Annotated in this window: 9 protein-coding genes; 7 read left to right on the top strand and 2 right to left on the bottom strand. The window is 54.0% G+C overall.

What is annotated here, in order from left to right; genetic code table 11:
- Window positions 1-144: 144 nt before the first annotated feature.
- Both gyrA and rcsC read left to right on the top strand, forming a co-directional pair.
- The gene (gyrA, locus tag A8O29_RS07265) at window positions 145-2,811 is read left to right on the top strand and encodes a DNA topoisomerase (ATP-hydrolyzing) subunit A (protein ID WP_110509321.1); all 2,667 of its coding nucleotides are present in this window, start codon (window positions 145-147) and stop codon (window positions 2,809-2,811) included.
- A gap of 131 nt (window positions 2,812-2,942) precedes the next feature.
- Window positions 2,943-5,789: a two-component system sensor histidine kinase RcsC gene (rcsC, locus tag A8O29_RS07270; RefSeq protein ID WP_125353659.1), complete on the top strand. Its 2,847-nt coding sequence runs from the start codon at window positions 2,943-2,945 to the stop codon at window positions 5,787-5,789.
- Between the two features lie 44 nt (window positions 5,790-5,833).
- Here the strand turns inward: rcsC and rcsB are convergent, their stop codons facing one another.
- Together rcsB and rcsD are read right to left on the bottom strand one after the other, a co-directional pair.
- On the bottom strand, window positions 5,834-6,484 hold the full coding sequence (gene rcsB, locus A8O29_RS07275; protein WP_125353658.1) for a response regulator transcription factor RcsB: 651 nt from the start codon (window positions 6,482-6,484) through the stop codon (window positions 5,834-5,836).
- 16 nt (window positions 6,485-6,500) lie between these two features.
- On the bottom strand, window positions 6,501-9,176 hold the full coding sequence (rcsD, locus tag A8O29_RS07280) for a phosphotransferase RcsD (RefSeq protein WP_125353657.1): 2,676 nt from the start codon (window positions 9,174-9,176) through the stop codon (window positions 6,501-6,503).
- Window positions 9,177-9,979: 803 nt separating this feature from the next.
- Between rcsD and A8O29_RS07285 the strand changes: the two genes are divergently transcribed.
- From A8O29_RS07285 to A8O29_RS07305, 5 genes are all read left to right on the top strand, one after another.
- Window positions 9,980-11,095 (top strand): porin OmpC, encoded by a 1,116-nt coding sequence (locus tag A8O29_RS07285; RefSeq protein WP_125353656.1) that lies wholly within the window; start codon window positions 9,980-9,982, stop codon window positions 11,093-11,095.
- Window positions 11,096-11,197: 102 nt separating this feature from the next.
- Window positions 11,198-12,253 (top strand): FAD:protein FMN transferase ApbE, encoded by a 1,056-nt coding sequence (gene apbE / locus A8O29_RS07290; RefSeq protein ID WP_125353655.1) that lies wholly within the window; start codon window positions 11,198-11,200, stop codon window positions 12,251-12,253.
- Between the two features lie 76 nt (window positions 12,254-12,329).
- Window positions 12,330-13,391, top strand: coding sequence for a bifunctional DNA-binding transcriptional regulator/O6-methylguanine-DNA methyltransferase Ada (ada, locus tag A8O29_RS07295; RefSeq protein ID WP_125353654.1), 1,062 nt, complete (start codon window positions 12,330-12,332; stop codon window positions 13,389-13,391).
- 2 nt (window positions 13,392-13,393) lie between these two features.
- The gene (alkB, locus tag A8O29_RS07300; RefSeq protein WP_125353653.1) at window positions 13,394-14,032 is read left to right on the top strand and encodes a DNA oxidative demethylase AlkB; all 639 of its coding nucleotides are present in this window, start codon (window positions 13,394-13,396) and stop codon (window positions 14,030-14,032) included.
- A gap of 86 nt (window positions 14,033-14,118) precedes the next feature.
- Window positions 14,119-15,762: a multidrug ABC transporter permease/ATP-binding protein gene (locus A8O29_RS07305; protein WP_125353652.1), complete on the top strand. Its 1,644-nt coding sequence runs from the start codon at window positions 14,119-14,121 to the stop codon at window positions 15,760-15,762.
- Window positions 15,763-15,804: the final 42 nt, after the last annotated feature.

The following is a 15,804-nucleotide window of genomic DNA, read 5'->3' on the forward strand; positions in this document are numbered from 1 at the left end:
CCTTTTCTTATCAGGTCTGTGAGTATATCAGCACCCCGGCGCGAATAAAGCGCCGTGCTGGTACATAGGTTTACCTCAATCACGTCGGCTGTGTTATAATTTGCGACCTTTGAATCCGGGAAACAGTAGAGGGATAGCGGTTAGATGAGCGACCTTGCGAGAGAAATTACACCGGTCAACATTGAGGAAGAGCTTAAGCGCTCCTATCTGGATTACGCGATGTCCGTTATTGTCGGCCGCGCACTGCCAGATGTCCGAGATGGACTCAAGCCGGTACACCGTCGCGTACTTTACGCCATGAATGTATTGGGCAACGACTGGAATAAAGCCTACAAAAAATCTGCCCGCGTCGTGGGTGACGTCATCGGTAAATACCACCCTCATGGTGATACCGCTGTTTACGACACCATCGTCCGTATGGCGCAACCATTCTCCCTGCGTTACATGCTGGTCGACGGCCAAGGTAACTTCGGTTCAGTAGACGGCGACTCCGCCGCAGCGATGCGTTATACGGAAATCCGTATGTCGAAAATCGCCCATGAACTGATGGCTGACCTGGAAAAAGACACCGTTGATTTCGTCGATAACTACGACGGCACCGAACGTATTCCAGATGTTATGCCAACCAAGATCCCGAACCTGTTAGTTAACGGTTCGTCCGGTATCGCGGTGGGTATGGCAACGAACATTCCGCCACATAACATTACCGAAGTCATTAACGGCTGCCTGGCTTACATTGAAGATGAAGACATCACCGTCGAAGGACTGATGGAACACATCCCAGGGCCTGACTTCCCGACCGCAGCTATCATCAACGGCCGTCGCGGCATTGAAGAAGCCTATCGTACCGGTCGCGGTAAAATTTATATTCGCGCCCGTGCGGAAGTCGAAGCTGACGCTAAAACTGGCCGTGAAACCATCATCGTGCACGAGATTCCTTATCAGGTGAACAAAGCTCGCCTGATCGAGAAAATCGCCGAGCTGGTGAAAGACAAACGCGTGGAAGGTATCAGCGCGCTGCGTGACGAGTCTGATAAAGACGGTATGCGCATCGTGATTGAAATCAAACGTGACGCGGTGGGTGAAGTGGTTCTGAACAACCTCTACTCCCAGACTCAGCTGCAGACCTCTTTCGGTATCAACATGGTTGCTCTGCACCATGGTCAGCCGAAGATCATGAACCTGAAAGACATCCTTTCTGCGTTCGTGCGTCACCGCCGCGAAGTCGTCACCCGTCGTACCATCTTCGAACTGCGTAAAGCACGTGACCGTGCGCACATCCTTGAAGCACTGGCTATCGCGCTGGCAAACATCGAACCGATCATTGAAATGATCCGTCGTGCGCCAACGCCTGCGGAAGCGAAAGCTGCGCTGATTGCACAGCCTTGGGCGCTGGGCAACGTTTCTGCGATGCTGGAACGTGCGGGCGATGACGCTGCGCGTCCGGAGTGGCTCGAGCCGCAGTTCGGTATTCATGACGGTAAGTATTTCCTGACTGAGCAGCAGGCTCAGGCGATTCTGGATCTGCGTCTGCAGAAACTGACCGGCCTTGAGCACGAAAAACTGCTCGACGAGTACAAAGAGCTGCTGGAACAGATCGCGGAACTGCTGCACATTCTGGGCAGCGCTGACCGTCTGATGGAAGTGATTCGTGAAGAACTGGAACTCGTTCGCGAGCAGTTCGGCGACCAGCGTCGCACCGAAATTACCGCCAATACCGCAGACATCAACATCGAAGACCTGATCAACCAGGAAGACGTTGTTGTAACCCTGTCTCACCAGGGCTACGTGAAATATCAGCCGCTGACCGATTACGAAGCTCAGCGCCGCGGTGGCAAAGGTAAATCAGCCGCCCGTATTAAAGAAGAAGACTTTATCGACCGCCTGCTGGTGGCCAACACCCATGACACCATTCTGCTGTTCTCCAGCCGTGGTCGTCTGTACTGGATGAAGGTTTATCAGCTGCCAGAAGCGAGCCGTGGCGCGCGTGGACGTCCAATCGTCAACCTGCTGCCGCTGGAAGCGAACGAACGTATCACCGCCATTCTGCCGGTGCGTGAATACGAAGAGGGCGTTAACGTCTTCATGGCGACCGCTAGCGGTACCGTGAAGAAAACGGCGCTGACCGAGTTCAGCCGTCCACGTTCTGCCGGTATTATCGCGGTGAACCTGAAAGAAGACGATGAGCTGATCGGCGTTGACCTGACCAACGGTAACGATGAAGCGATGCTGTTCTCTGCCGCCGGTAAAGTGGTGCGCTTTAAAGAGGGTGCAGTGCGTGCCATGGGCCGTACGGCGACCGGTGTTCGCGGGATCAAACTGGCCGGTGAAGACAAAGTCGTGTCGCTGATTATCCCACGCGGTGAAGGCGCGGTTCTGACCGTGACCCAGAACGGCTACGGTAAGCGTACTTCTGAAACCGAATACCCAACCAAATCTCGCGGCACGCAGGGCGTTATCTCGATCAAAGTGACCGAGCGTAATGGTTCTGTGGTCGGCGCAGTACAGGTTGTGGATAGCGACCAGATCATGATGATCACCGATGCCGGTACGCTGGTGCGTACACGCGTTTCGGAAGTCAGCGTGGTAGGCCGTAACACCCAGGGCGTTATCCTCATCCGTACCGCGGAAGATGAAAACGTGGTGGGTCTGCAGCGTGTTGCTGAACCGGTTGACGAAGAAGAGCTCGACGCTATCGACGGCACCGTTGCCGAAGGTGACGACGAGATCGCTCCGGAAGCGGAATCAGACGACGATGTAGCCGATGATGCAGATGATGCAGATGAAGCTGCTGATGACGCAGACGAGTAATCGTCTGAAATAATCGCCTGAAGTTATCGTGAAAAGGGCCAGTGAAAACTGGCCCTTTTTCTTTGAACGTTGCGAGGGTAGAGATTTACCGCTACCTTAATCCCATCTTTTTGCATGTACACGGCCAAACGTTGAAATACCTCGTCTCTTTTCGCACGACTCTGAAAGTCTCCCGCTACCTTTTCCGGGCGCTGGCGCTGTTGCTCTGGCTGCTGATTGCCTGTGTCTCGGCGTTCTACATTGTGAATGCACTGCACAACAAAGAGGCGGAGATCCGTCAGGAATTTAACCTCAGCTACGATCAGGCCCAGCGCTATATTCAGCGCACGTCAGATGTGATGAAAGAGCTGAAGTACATTGCTGAAAATCGACTGAGCGTGGAAAACGGCGTGATGTCCTCACGCACGGCGAAAGACGATACCGAAGTACCCGAATTTGAGCCGCTGTTCCAGGATTCCGACTGCGGCGCACTGAGCAGTAGCTGGCGCGGCTCGTTGGAGTCGCTGGCGTGGTTTATGCGCTACTGGCGCGACAATTTCTCTGCGGCTTACGATCTTAACCGCGTGTTCCTGATTGGCAGCGACAATCTCTGTATGGCTAACTTTGGCCTGCGCGATATGCCGATGGAACATGAGCAGGCGCTGAAAATCCTGCATGAGCGGATCATGAAATACCGCAATGCCCCGCAGGACGAGCGCGGCAATAACCTGTTCTGGATTAGCCAGGGCCCGCGTCCGGGCGTGGGCTATTTCTATGCGTTGACACCGGTGTATCTCGCCAACCGCCTGCAGGCGCTGCTCGGCATTGAACAAACTATCCGCATGGAAAACTTCTTCACGCCGGGCAGTATGCAGATGGGCGTGACCATTCTGGATGAAAGTGGCAAGCCGTTGATTTCTCTCACCGGCGGCGAAAGCAAACTCAAAATCGACCCGCACTGGATGCAGGAGCGCGCCTGGTTTGGCTACACGTCGGGCTTCCACGAGCTGGTGCTGAAGAAAACCCTGCCGCCATCTTCGCTGAGTATTGTCTACTCGGTACCGGTGGATTTAGTTCTTGAGCGGATAAGAATGCTTATCCTCAACGCCGTGCTGCTGAATATTCTGACCGGCGTGGCGCTGTTTACTATGGCGCGAATGTACGAGCGCCGGATTTTCCTGCCTGCCGAAGCCGATGCGCAGCGTCTGGAAGAGCACGAGCAGTTCAACCGTAAAATCGTGGCGTCTGCCCCGGTTGGGATCTGTATTTTGCGTACGCAGGACGGGACCAACATCCTGAGTAACGAGCTGGCGCATAACTATCTGAATATGTTGACCCACGAAGACCGACAGCGGCTGACACAGATTATCTGCGGCCAGCAGGTTAACTTTGTCGATGTGCTCACCAGCAACAATACCAATCTGCAAATCAGCTTTGTGCATTCGCGCTATCGCAATGAAAACGTGGCGATTTGCGTGCTGGTGGACGTGTCGTCGCGTGTGAAGATGGAAGAGTCATTGCAGGAAATGGCGCAGGCCGCCGAGCAGGCAAGCCAGTCGAAATCCATGTTCCTTGCCACCGTCAGCCACGAGCTGCGCACTCCTTTGTACGGCATTATCGGTAACCTCGACCTGCTGCAAACGAAAGAGCTGCCGAAGGGCGTTGACCGACTGGTTACGGCGATGAATAACTCTTCCAGCCTGCTGCTGAAAATTATCAGCGACATTCTCGATTTCTCGAAGATTGAGTCGGAGCAGCTGAAAATCGAACCGCGCGAATTCTCGCCGCGCGAGGTAATGAGCCACATTACCGCCAACTATCTACCGCTGGTGGTGCGTAAACAACTTGGACTGTACTGCTTCGTTGAACCCGATGTGCCACAGCAGATGGCGGGTGACCCGATGCGCTTGCAGCAGGTGATTTCCAACCTGCTAAGCAATGCGATTAAGTTCACCGACGTTGGCTGCATTATTCTGCATCTGCGCCGCGACGAGGACTATCTCAGCATTAGCGTGCGCGATACCGGGGTAGGGATTCCGGCGAAAGAAGTGGTCCGTCTGTTTGACCCATTCTTCCAGGTCGGCACCGGCGTGCAGCGTAATTTCCAGGGCACCGGGCTAGGACTGGCGATTTGTGAGAAGCTCATCAACATGATGGACGGCGACATTTCGGTGGATACCGAGCCGGGTATGGGCAGCCAGTTCACCATTCGTATTCCGCTGTATGGCGCGCAAAACCTGAACCCAGCCGCCATTGATGGCCTGTCCGGCAAACGCTGCTGGCTGGCGGTGCGTAATGCGTCGCTGTCGCAGTTTGTCGAATCCCTGTTGTCGCGCCTCGGCGTGGAAGTGCTGCGCTATGAGGGCCAGACGCCACAGGCTGACGATATGCTGATATCCGACGATGAGCTGGCCCAGCCGTGGGCCGGGCGCGGGGCGATTATATTCTGCCGTCGTCATATCGGTATTCCGCTGGAACGTGCGCCGGGCGAGTGGATCCACAGCGTAGCATCGCCGCATGAACTGCTGGCGCTGCTGGGCCGAATTTACAGTATTGAAGTCGAAATGGCTGAAAACGGCGGGGCGCTGCCGTCGGCGGAAAACACTGCCGAGGCCAACGATGACATGATGATTCTGGTGGTCGACGATCATCCTATCAACCGTCGTCTGCTAGCCGATCAGCTCGGATCCCTTGGCTATCAGTGCAAAACCGCCAATGACGGTGTCGATGCGCTGAACGTGCTCAGCAAAAACCATATTGATATCGTGCTCAGCGACGTCAACATGCCAAATATGGACGGTTATCGTCTGACGCAACGGATCCGTCAGCTGGGCTTAACGCTGCCGGTGGTGGGCGTGACGGCGAATGCGCTGGCGGAAGAGAAGCAGCGTTGTCTGGAATCCGGTATGGATAGCTGTCTGTCGAAACCGGTGACGCTGGATGTGATTAAGCAGACGCTGGCGGTGTACGCGGCGCGGGTCAGAAAGGCAAGAGAGTAGAGTGAGAGTAAGATTCCCCCGGCGGGCACCGGGGGATGAACAGCTTAGTCTTTGTCGACCGCGCTCAGCGTAACGGAAGACAGATAGTTCAGCAGGGCGATATCGTTTTCCACGCCCAGTTTCATCATCGCCGACTTCTTCTGGCTACTGATGGTTTTGATGCTGCGGTTCAGCTTTTTGGCAATTTCGGTTACCAGGAAACCTTCTGCGAACAGACGCAGCACTTCACTTTCTTTCGGTGACAGACGTTTGTCACCGTAACCGCCCGCGCTGATTTTTTCCAGCAGGCGAGCAACGCTTTCCGGGGTAAATTTCTTCCCTTTCTGCAGCGCCGCGAGGGCTTTTGGCAGATCGGTCGGTGCACCCTGTTTCAGGACAATCCCTTCAATATCCAGATCCAGAACGGCACTCAGAATGGCCGGGTTATTGTTCATGGTCAGAACAATAATCGAAATAGCCGGGAAATGACGTTTGATGTATTTGATCAGCGTAATGCCATCACCGTATTTGTCTCCAGGCATGGAGAGATCGGTAATCAGCACATGGGCGTCAAGTTTTGGCAGATTATTGATAAGTGCAGTGGAGTCTTCAAATTCGCCGACGACATTCACCCACTCGATTTGCTCAAGTGATTTGCGAATACCGAACAGTACAATCGGGTGATCATCGGCAATAATAACGTTCATATTGTTCATGTATTAGGCTACCTTGCTACATCAAGCTTTTGACGTAGGCGTCAATGTCGCTGATATATTTTTCTGTGCCGGGTGCATCCTTCTCACGAATGAGATGCTCCAGCGTTTCACATAACTGCTTGCCGGGTACCAGATTGAGCATGGCAAACACCCCTTTCAGGCGGTGAGCTGTCTGTGCCAGCGCAGCAAAGTCAGTTGTTGCTGACTCAGTATACAACCTCTTAACATCTTCCGGTACCGTATCAACAAACAGCGCATAATAACCGCTGGCATGGAGCTCGGCGTTTTCATTTACACCCGCGGGTGTTCCCAGCAACTCTCCCTGTGCGAGTTGTTCTTCTATAAGTTGTAGCACTGCTTCCTGCATGGCATTACTGATATTGAAGTTGACCCGTAGCTGACCTGGACCAATCTTACGAATACCGGCCTCATCATCGCTTAAAAGCAAGCCAAGCGCAGTAAGATTAGACGGATTATCAGTTAAAAACAGATCATATTCTTGACTTGTCAGGCGCTCATCCGGGGAAATGCAGCTCGCGCCCCAGTTTTCCAGCTGTCGAACGACCACGCTGCGCACTTCATTGGACGTAATATCGATCATCGCAATGACGTCGTCGAGCAGCTTCTCTTCCGATTCCGCTTCTTCTTCACGCGGTGCCATTTTGACGTGCAGCGAGTAACGCGTACCCAGCGATTCGCGGGCTTTAATATTCAGATGGCCGCCAAGCTTACGCGCCAGTTGGTCGCACAGCCAGAAGGTGAGGGCGTTGGCTTTGCCGAATCGGTCTTCCTGAGTGTCGTTCAGGAACGGGAAGTGAAGATTGTCGATTTCACTGTTCGACACGCCGTTGCCGGTATCCAGAATACGGAAGGTCAGTCGGTCTTCCGCAGATTCATCTTTGCCGACTTCAAGCGTCACTTTGCCGATTTGAGTGGTCGTGACCGCGTACTGGATAAGCAGCAGCAGGATTCGCTTGAGCGCTTCGCGATCGCCATGACGCTGTTCGCTGGCCGCCAGATGGTTGTTGATCAACAGCTGCAGGCCTTTACGCTTAATCACCGGTAAAACTTCCGGCACCACTTCGTCGATCAAATCCTGAATCGAGAACAGCGCGGATTGTCCTTTCCAGCCATCGCCTTCCAGCATATTCGCCAGTTGGATCTCGTCGACCAGACGCACCACCGTATCGGCGTGTTGAGCGAGTTTCTGATTTTCATCACCCTTCAGTGCCGCGGCGTCTTCGGCCAGCGCTTTCACCGGTTGCTTCAGCGCTTCGCCAATGTTCTGCATAAAAGCGATGCGACCATGCTGGTTTTTCTCATACAGACGCTGGGCCTGTTTAAGCTTTTTGTTCACCAGCACTTCTTTATCTTGATCGCGAATAATGAAGATTTGCGTGCGCGGCGCCACCTGGCTGCGGAACTGGCGTATTTCGTACAGTTCGTTATTGATCGTCGCCTGAATGACGCCCTGATGCTGGTCGGCCATGCTGGTGATATTTTGCAGATTCAGGTGCGGCAGCAGGTGATCGGCAATTTTGTTACTGATAACCGTGCGATTCGATTCCTGGTCATGCACCAGTAGCCCCAGCGGCAGCACTGAGACAATCTCTTCATTAATCGCTTTCAGCACCCGCAGTTCATTGTTGGCGGAGCCAGGCGTGGCGTTTTCCGTCTGGCGGCGACCGGAATAATGACGGAAGGTGTTATAGCCAAACAGCGCCAATGCCAGCAGGCCGATGTTCAACAGCAGCGGCAGCAAAATGTTTTGCAAGGTATCGAGCAGCAGCGTACCGAATGGTACCTGCCACACCAGGCGCATGCCGGTGGAATTGACCGATGAGGCAATCTCAATGCGCGAGCTGTTGAAATTGATGCTCACGCTGTCAGCGGCTTCTTTGTCCTGATTGCGCAGATTTTTCTGTTTAGGGTCCGGCTCAAGGCGGAAACTGTCCAGCGCCATGCCCGGCGGGAGCAGATCGTTAATCGGTAAGTCGAAAGCCACGACGGTGGCCAGATGACCCGGCTGGTTGAAGGTCGTTCGCAGCGTAAAGTAGTGGCCGTTCTGCCAGGCGAGGCGGCGCAGAGCCGAGAAGGTTTCGCGTTCATCCAGCGTATTGGCCTGCTGGAGCATTTCTGCGCGGCGTGAATCGACAATGCTGCCCACCGTAGACTCTTTAAAACCCGCGGACAGGTCTTTCAGCGGCAGGGTAGAAATAAGGATCAGGCTATTATCCTGGCCGTTGAGGTAGTACATCGACCATGGAACGGTTTCAGCCCCCCACAGCGTATCGAGGTAGTTCGACATTTTTTGCGTCATGTCGAGGGTAGCGCCATCGTGGGAGCCGAAAATCAGCGCTTCTGTTTTACGACGTGGTTTCTCGAGGTAATACACGTCCTGCTTCAGGCGGGTTTCCTGAAGGCCATCACCGCCTGAGGTTGGCGTCGCGGACGCGGCGATGTTGTCGTAAATCTGCCAGGTGGCGTAGCGCCAGGTATCGATGCGTTTATGGATGGAATGCGTCATATCGACAATCTGATAGCTTTTATCCTTCAGCCAGGCATTCACCGCACTCTGGATCATCACGCCCATTGTCACCAACAGCACGACAATCAGCAGCAGAAAGAAACGGTTAATGCTCCCTGGAATAAGGGAAAACTTGTTGGAGATAGTCGGGTCGGAATGACTCATTCGTGTGTGTAATCCATGATGACTGCACCAAATAAAATGCGTTGAAAGCGGGTCTGCTGCCTTTGGCGAAAACCTGTTGCCGGTTTTCTGCTGGGTTTAGTCACGGCAACTCCAGCAGGCAGTATAAAGGGTAATGCGCCAATTTCCACATTCTCAGGCCGGTTGTTGACTTTGTGAACAATCTGCACAGTTGTCTCACAGGGATGTACATGGTTACATTTTCTGTACAAATATTTACGCTGAGATCTATAAGAATAGCACTAAATAACAAGAGATTATTTAACCCGTAGTGCCTAAGGGGAATTTTTCCAGTGGGGGTGATTACTTAATAGTCGTTATGATTTCGAGTGGGTAGCACACGGCTATTAATTTGCGTAAAGAAAGGTAAAAAAAAACCGGATGCGAAGCACCCGGTAGAAATATGAGTAAACAGACATTCAGAACTGAATGACGGTAATAAATAAAGTTAATGATGATAGCGTTGATTATTTTAGAGATCGTTGAGGAATTTGTTTTGTCATTCAGTGCTATACGGATTATTGCGTGAATTCTATTGATTTCATTGATTATTTTATTAATTTTGATTTTTGGTGCTATATTTTTTGGCATTTCGTGGCATGAAAAAGTTCCGTGAAATTTACATATTGAAACATCTAGTGGGTAATTTGAAACACCTTAAAAGTTCTCGTATCATTTTCTTGTTGGATATTTCTGGATTTTGCAGCACAATGGGTTGCCGACTGATTAGAGGGTTAATCAGTAAGCAGTGGCATAAAAAAGGCATATAACAGAGGGTTAATAAAATGAAAGTTAAAGTACTGTCCCTCCTGGTACCAGCACTGCTGGTAGCGGGCGCAGCAAATGCGGCTGAAATTTATAACAAAGACGGCAACAAATTAGATCTGTACGGTAAAGTAGACGGCCTGCACTATTTCTCTGACGACAAGGGCGCTGACGGCGACCAGTCTTACATTCGTCTGGGCTTCAAAGGCGAAACTCAGGTTAACGACCAGATCACCGGTTACGGCCAGTGGGAATACAACGTTCAGGCGAACAACGTAGAAGGTTCTTCTGATCAAGCATGGACTCGTGTTGGTTTCGCGGGTATTCGTGTTAAAGATGCCGGTTCTTTCGACTACGGTCGTAACTACGGTGTTGTTTACGACGTAACTTCATGGACCGACGTCCTGCCAGAATTCGGCGGCGACACCTACGGTTCTGACAACTTCATGCAGCAGCGTGGTAACGGCTACGCGACTTACCGTAACACCGACTTCTTCGGTCTGGTTGACGGTCTGAACTTCGCTGTACAGTACCAGGGTAAAAACGGCAGCATCAGCGGCGAAGGCGCAACTGCCAACGGCCGTGGTGCTCTGAAACAGAACGGCGACGGCGTCGGCGGTTCCGTAACTTATGATCTGGGCGAAGGCTTCGGTCTGGGTGCTGCAATGTCCAGCTCCAAACGTACTACCGATCAGAACGATGCATTTACTGGTGCAAATGGCATTGTTTACGGTGAAGGCGATCGCGCTGAAACCTACACTGGCGGCCTGAAATATGACGCGAACAACGTCTACCTGGCAGCTCAGTACACCCAGACTTACAATGCAACCCGCATCGGTTCCCTGGGCTGGGCGAACAAAGCTCAGAACTTCGAAATGGTTGCTCAGTACCAGTTCGACTTCGGTCTGCGTCCATCCGTGGCTTACCTGCAGTCTAAAGGTAAGGACATCGAGAATGGTTACGGCGACCAGGACGTCCTGAAATATGTTGATGTTGGCGCGACTTACTACTTCAACAAAAACATGTCCACCTACGTTGACTACAAAATCAACCTGCTGGACGAAAACAACTTCACCCGTAACGCTGGCATCTCTACCGATGACATCGTTGCACTGGGTCTGGTTTACCAGTTCTAATCGACTGCTAATCAGTAAAAAAGGGTCCTTCGGGACCCTTTTTTTATCCCTTGTTTACGTTGATTGGTGTACCCTTGCGCGCAAACATGAGGGGCATTACGTATGGATTTCACTTATTTCCGCGCGGCACTGATGGCCGTCGCTCTCGTTATTTCCGGCTGCGATAACAGCACGCCAACACCACCTGCGCAAAAAGCGCCTGCCACCGTCCTTGAAGGCAAGACCATGGGGACATTCTGGCGGGTCAGCGTCATTAATCTCGACAGTAGCAAAGCAGAGGCTCTGCGCCAAAAGGTACAAAACCAGCTGGACGCCGACGATCAGCTGCTGTCCACGTGGAAAAACGACTCCGCGCTGATGCGATTCAACCACTCTACCAGTACTGCACCGTGGCCGGTCAGCGAAGCGATGGCGGATATCGTCACCGAATCACTGCGTATCGGCGCGAAAACTCAGGGTGCCATGGACATTACCGTCGGGCCGCTGGTGAATCTGTGGGGCTTTGGTCCGGACAAACAGCCAGTGAAAACGCCGGATCAGGCGCAAATTGACACCGCAAGAATGCGTACCGGTCTGAAACATCTGACGGTCATTAATCAGTCTGGCAGCCAGTACTTACAAAAAGATATTCCCGATCTGTATGTTGATCTCTCGACCGTAGGCGAAGGCTATGCCGCCGATCATCTGGCGCGCTTAATGGAACAGGAAGGCATCGCCCGTTACCTGGTTTCCGTGGGCGGTGCGCTGTCGAGCCGCGGCATGAATGCCGAAGGGCATCCGTGGCGTGTGGCGATTCAGAAACCGACAGACAAAGAAAATGCGGTGCAGGCGATTGTCGATATCAACGGCCACGGCATCAGCACCTCAGGCAGTTATCGCAACTATTACGAGCTTGACGGCAAACGCATTTCCCACGTTATCGACCCGCAAACCGGGGCGCCCATCCAGCATAAACTGGTGTCGGTGACGGTGATATCGCCGACCGCGCTGGAAGCCGACGGCTGGGACACGGGGCTGATGGTGCTCGGTCCGGAGAAAGCCAAAGAGGTCGTGCGCGAGCAGGGGCTGGCGGTCTACATGATTATCAAAGACGGCGACGGCTTCAAAACCTGGATGTCACCGCAGTTCGAAACCTTCCTGGTCAGCGGCAAAAATTAAAAAGCAAGAATGGCGGTTTTTTTCGCTGCCTTCTGCGCCAGACTCAGGCTACCCTAAATAGAGAGCCGGAGACTGTATGAAACATAATGCTGCTATTAATGATGAGGTCCGCTGGCAGGCGGTCCTCGACAGAGATTTGGCTGCCGATGGTCAGTTTGTTTTTGCGGTACTGACCACCGGGATCTACTGCCGTCCGTCCTGTCGGGCGCGCCACGCTCTACGCCAAAACGTCCGTTTCTACCCGAATGTCAGCGCCGCCGAGGCCGCGGGTTTTCGGGCCTGCAAGCGCTGCCAACCTGACAAAGCAGACCCACAACAACAGCGTATAGATAAAGTCGCCCAGGCGTGTCGATTGCTGGAACAAGAGCGCACCCTGACGCTCGATGAACTTGCGCGGGAAGTCGCTGTCAGTCCGTATCATTTCCATCGTCTGTTTAAATCCGTAACCGGCATGACGCCCCGCGCCTGGCAGCAGGCCTGGCGGGCGAAAACGCTGCGTGACGCACTGAAAGAAAGCCCAACCGTCACCGACGCCGTTCTGGCCGCCGGTTTTCCTGGTAGCAGCAGTTTCTATCGTCATGCCGACGACACGCTTGGCATGACGGCGCGTCAGTTCCGTCGCGGCGGTGATGACCTGCGTGTGCACTACACGCTTCAGTCGTGCCTGCTCGGACGTTGCCTGGTGGCCGCCAGTACCCGCGGTATTTGTGCCGTTCTGCCCGGCGATAATGATGAAACGTTGATTGCCGAACTTGAGCTGATGTTCCCCCATGCCCAGCGGGAAGAAGCCGATGACGGATTCCGTCAGCAGGTCGCGCAGGTTATTGCCCTGTTAGACGGGCAGCGGACAACGGTTTCGCTACCGCTGGATATCCGCGGGACGGCGTTTCAACAGGCAGTGTGGCATGCGCTGCGTGATATTCCGGCAGGTGAAACCCGCAGCTATCAGCAGGTGGCCGACAGCATTGGCAAACCGAAAGCGGTGCGTGCCGTGGCGAATGCCTGTGCGGCCAATAAACTGGCGCTGATTGTACCTTGTCATCGCGTGGTGCGACAGAGTGGGGCGCTGTCTGGCTATCGTTGGGGCGAAGCGCGAAAAACGGCCTTACTGCGCCGTGAAGCGGGACAGGAGAGATAACGATGCTGGATTTGTTTGCCGATACACCGCCGTGGCAGGAACCACTCGCGCCGGGGGCGGTTATTTTACGTCGCCGCGCGCTGGCCAATGCCGAAGAACTGCTCGCCGAAACCCATCGGGTGGCGGCTCTTTCTCCTTTCCGGCAAATGGTCACGCCCGGCGGTTACACCATGTCGGTGGCGATGACCAACTGTGGGCTCGTCGGCTGGACGACAAATCAGCACGGTTATTTGTATGCCACCGTCGATCCACAAACCGGGCAACGCTGGCCTGCCATGCCCGCCGCTTTTTTGGCGCTGGCGCAGGCATGTGCGCGGGAAGCGGGCTATGCCGATTTTCAGCCGGACGCCTGTCTCATCAACCGCTATGCGCCGGGGGCCAAGCTCTCGCTGCATCAGGATAAAGATGAAAAGGACCAACGCGCGCCGATTGTTTCTGTCTCGCTGGGCTTGCCTGCGGTATTTCAGTTCGGCGGCCTGAAGCGCAACGATCCCTTGCAGCGTGTACTGCTGGAACATGGCGATGTGGTGGTGTGGGGCGGCGAATCGCGGCTGTTTTATCATGGCATTCAGCCGCTTAAAGAGGGCTATCATCCGGCAACCGGCGCGTTCCGTTTTAATCTTACTTTCCGCCATACCTGAAACAGCAATAAAAATAAGAATTATTCTTGATGTAGAACGCGAGCCGTTTAAACTGCTGGCTGTTTTGGTCGTCCGGAATCGTTTTTATGCAGCTTCTTCTTCTGGTCTGGCGGCAGTACCGCTGGCCTTTCATCGCCGTCATGGCGCTGAGCCTGCTGAGCGCCGCGCTCGGTATTGGCCTGATTGCCTTTATTAACCTGCGCCTGATCGAAAGTGTCGATGCATCCCTGGCGGTGCTTCCGGAATTTCTCGGCCTGCTCGCGCTGCTCATGGCCGTCACCCTCGGTTCGCAGCTGGCATTAACCGTGCTCGGCCATCACTTCGTCTATCGCCTGCGCAGTGAATTCATCAAACGTATTCTCGACACCCAAATTGAGCGGGTTGAAAAGCTGGGCAGTGCCGCGCTGCTCGCCGGGCTGACCAGCGATGTTCGCGCCATTACTATCGCCTTCGTGCGTTTGCCGGAGCTGGTGCAGGGTATCATCCTGACCTTCGGTTCGGCGGCGTATCTGTTCTTCCTGTCCGGTAAAATGCTGGTGATCACCGCGTTCTGGATGGCGCTGACTATCTGGGGCGGCTTCGTGCTGGTGGCGCGAGTGTACAAACACATGGCGACCCTGCGCGAGACGGAAGACAAGTTGTACCATGATTATCAAACCGTGCTGGAAGGGCGCAAAGAACTGACCCTCAACCGCGAGCGCGCGGAGCACATCTTCAACACCCTGTATATTCCTGATGCAAAAGAGTACCGCCACCACATCATTCGCGCCGACACCTTCCATTTAAGCGCCGTGAACTGGTCGAATATCATGATGCTCGGGGCGATTGGCCTCGTGTTCTGGATGGCGAACAGCCTCGGTTGGGCAGACACTAACGTCGCCGCGACCTATTCACTGACGCTGCTGTTCCTGCGCACGCCGCTGCTTTCTGCCGTCGGCGCGCTGCCGACGCTGCTCAGCGCCCAGGTCGCGTTTAAAAAGCTCAACACTTTTTCGCTGGCGCCGTATCGCGCAGAGTTTCCAAAGCCGGAAGCCCATCCGCACTGGCAGACGCTGGAACTGCGTGACGTGGAATTCCATTATCAGGACAACACTTTTGCCGTCGGGCCGATTAACCTGACGCTAAATCGCGGCGAACTGGTGTTTCTGATTGGCGGCAACGGTAGCGGGAAATCAACGCTGGCGATGCTGCTCACCGGGCTCTATCAACCGGTTTCCGGGCAGATCCTGCTCGACGGTCAGCCGCTGGCGGTGGATAAACCGGAAGATTATCGCAAGCTGTTCTCAGCGGTGTTTACCGACGTGTGGCTGTTCGACCAACTGCTCGGCCCGGAAGGGCATCAGGCAAATCAGGCGCTTATCGACAAGTGGCTGGAACAGCTGAAAATGGGTCATAAGCTGAAGCTTGAGAACGGTAAAATTCTTGACCTGAAGCTGTCAAAAGGGCAGAAAAAGCGCGTCGCGCTGCTGCTGGCGCTGGCCGAAGAACGTGACATCATTCTGCTGGATGAATGGGCCGCCGATCAGGACCCCCATTTCCGCCGCGAGTTTTATCAGGTTCTGCTGCCGCTGATGCAGGAGATGGGCAAAACGGTGTTCGCCATCAGCCATGACGATCACTACTTCATTCACGCCGACCGCCTGCTCGAAATGCGCAACGGCAAACTCAGCGAGCTGACCGGAGAAGAGCGCGATGCTGCTTCCCGGGACGCCGTCGCACGCACCGCCTAATTTTCTCACGCCCCTTTTTAGGGGCGTTTGCCTACTTTTCCC

It is taken from the genome of Scandinavium goeteborgense (genome assembly GCF_003935895.2).
Taxonomy (GTDB): domain Bacteria; phylum Pseudomonadota; class Gammaproteobacteria; order Enterobacterales; family Enterobacteriaceae; genus Scandinavium; species Scandinavium goeteborgense.

What these genes read in the sequence shown, in the direction of transcription:
- rcsD (WP_125353657.1), bottom strand. Translation starts at nt 9,176, where the DNA reads ATGAGTCATTCCGACCCGACTATCTCCAACAAGTTTTCCCTTATTCCA.
- A8O29_RS07305 (WP_125353652.1), top strand. Translation starts at nt 14,119, where the DNA reads ATGCAGCTTCTTCTTCTGGTCTGGCGGCAGTACCGCTGGCCTTTCATC.
- apbE (WP_125353655.1), top strand. Translation starts at nt 11,198, where the DNA reads ATGGATTTCACTTATTTCCGCGCGGCACTGATGGCCGTCGCTCTCGTT.
- gyrA (WP_110509321.1), top strand. Translation starts at nt 145, where the DNA reads ATGAGCGACCTTGCGAGAGAAATTACACCGGTCAACATTGAGGAAGAG.
- ada (WP_125353654.1), top strand. Translation starts at nt 12,330, where the DNA reads ATGAAACATAATGCTGCTATTAATGATGAGGTCCGCTGGCAGGCGGTC.
- A8O29_RS07285 (WP_125353656.1), top strand. Translation starts at nt 9,980, where the DNA reads ATGAAAGTTAAAGTACTGTCCCTCCTGGTACCAGCACTGCTGGTAGCG.
- rcsB (WP_125353658.1), bottom strand. Translation starts at nt 6,484, where the DNA reads ATGAACAATATGAACGTTATTATTGCCGATGATCACCCGATTGTACTG.
- alkB (WP_125353653.1), top strand. Translation starts at nt 13,394, where the DNA reads ATGCTGGATTTGTTTGCCGATACACCGCCGTGGCAGGAACCACTCGCG.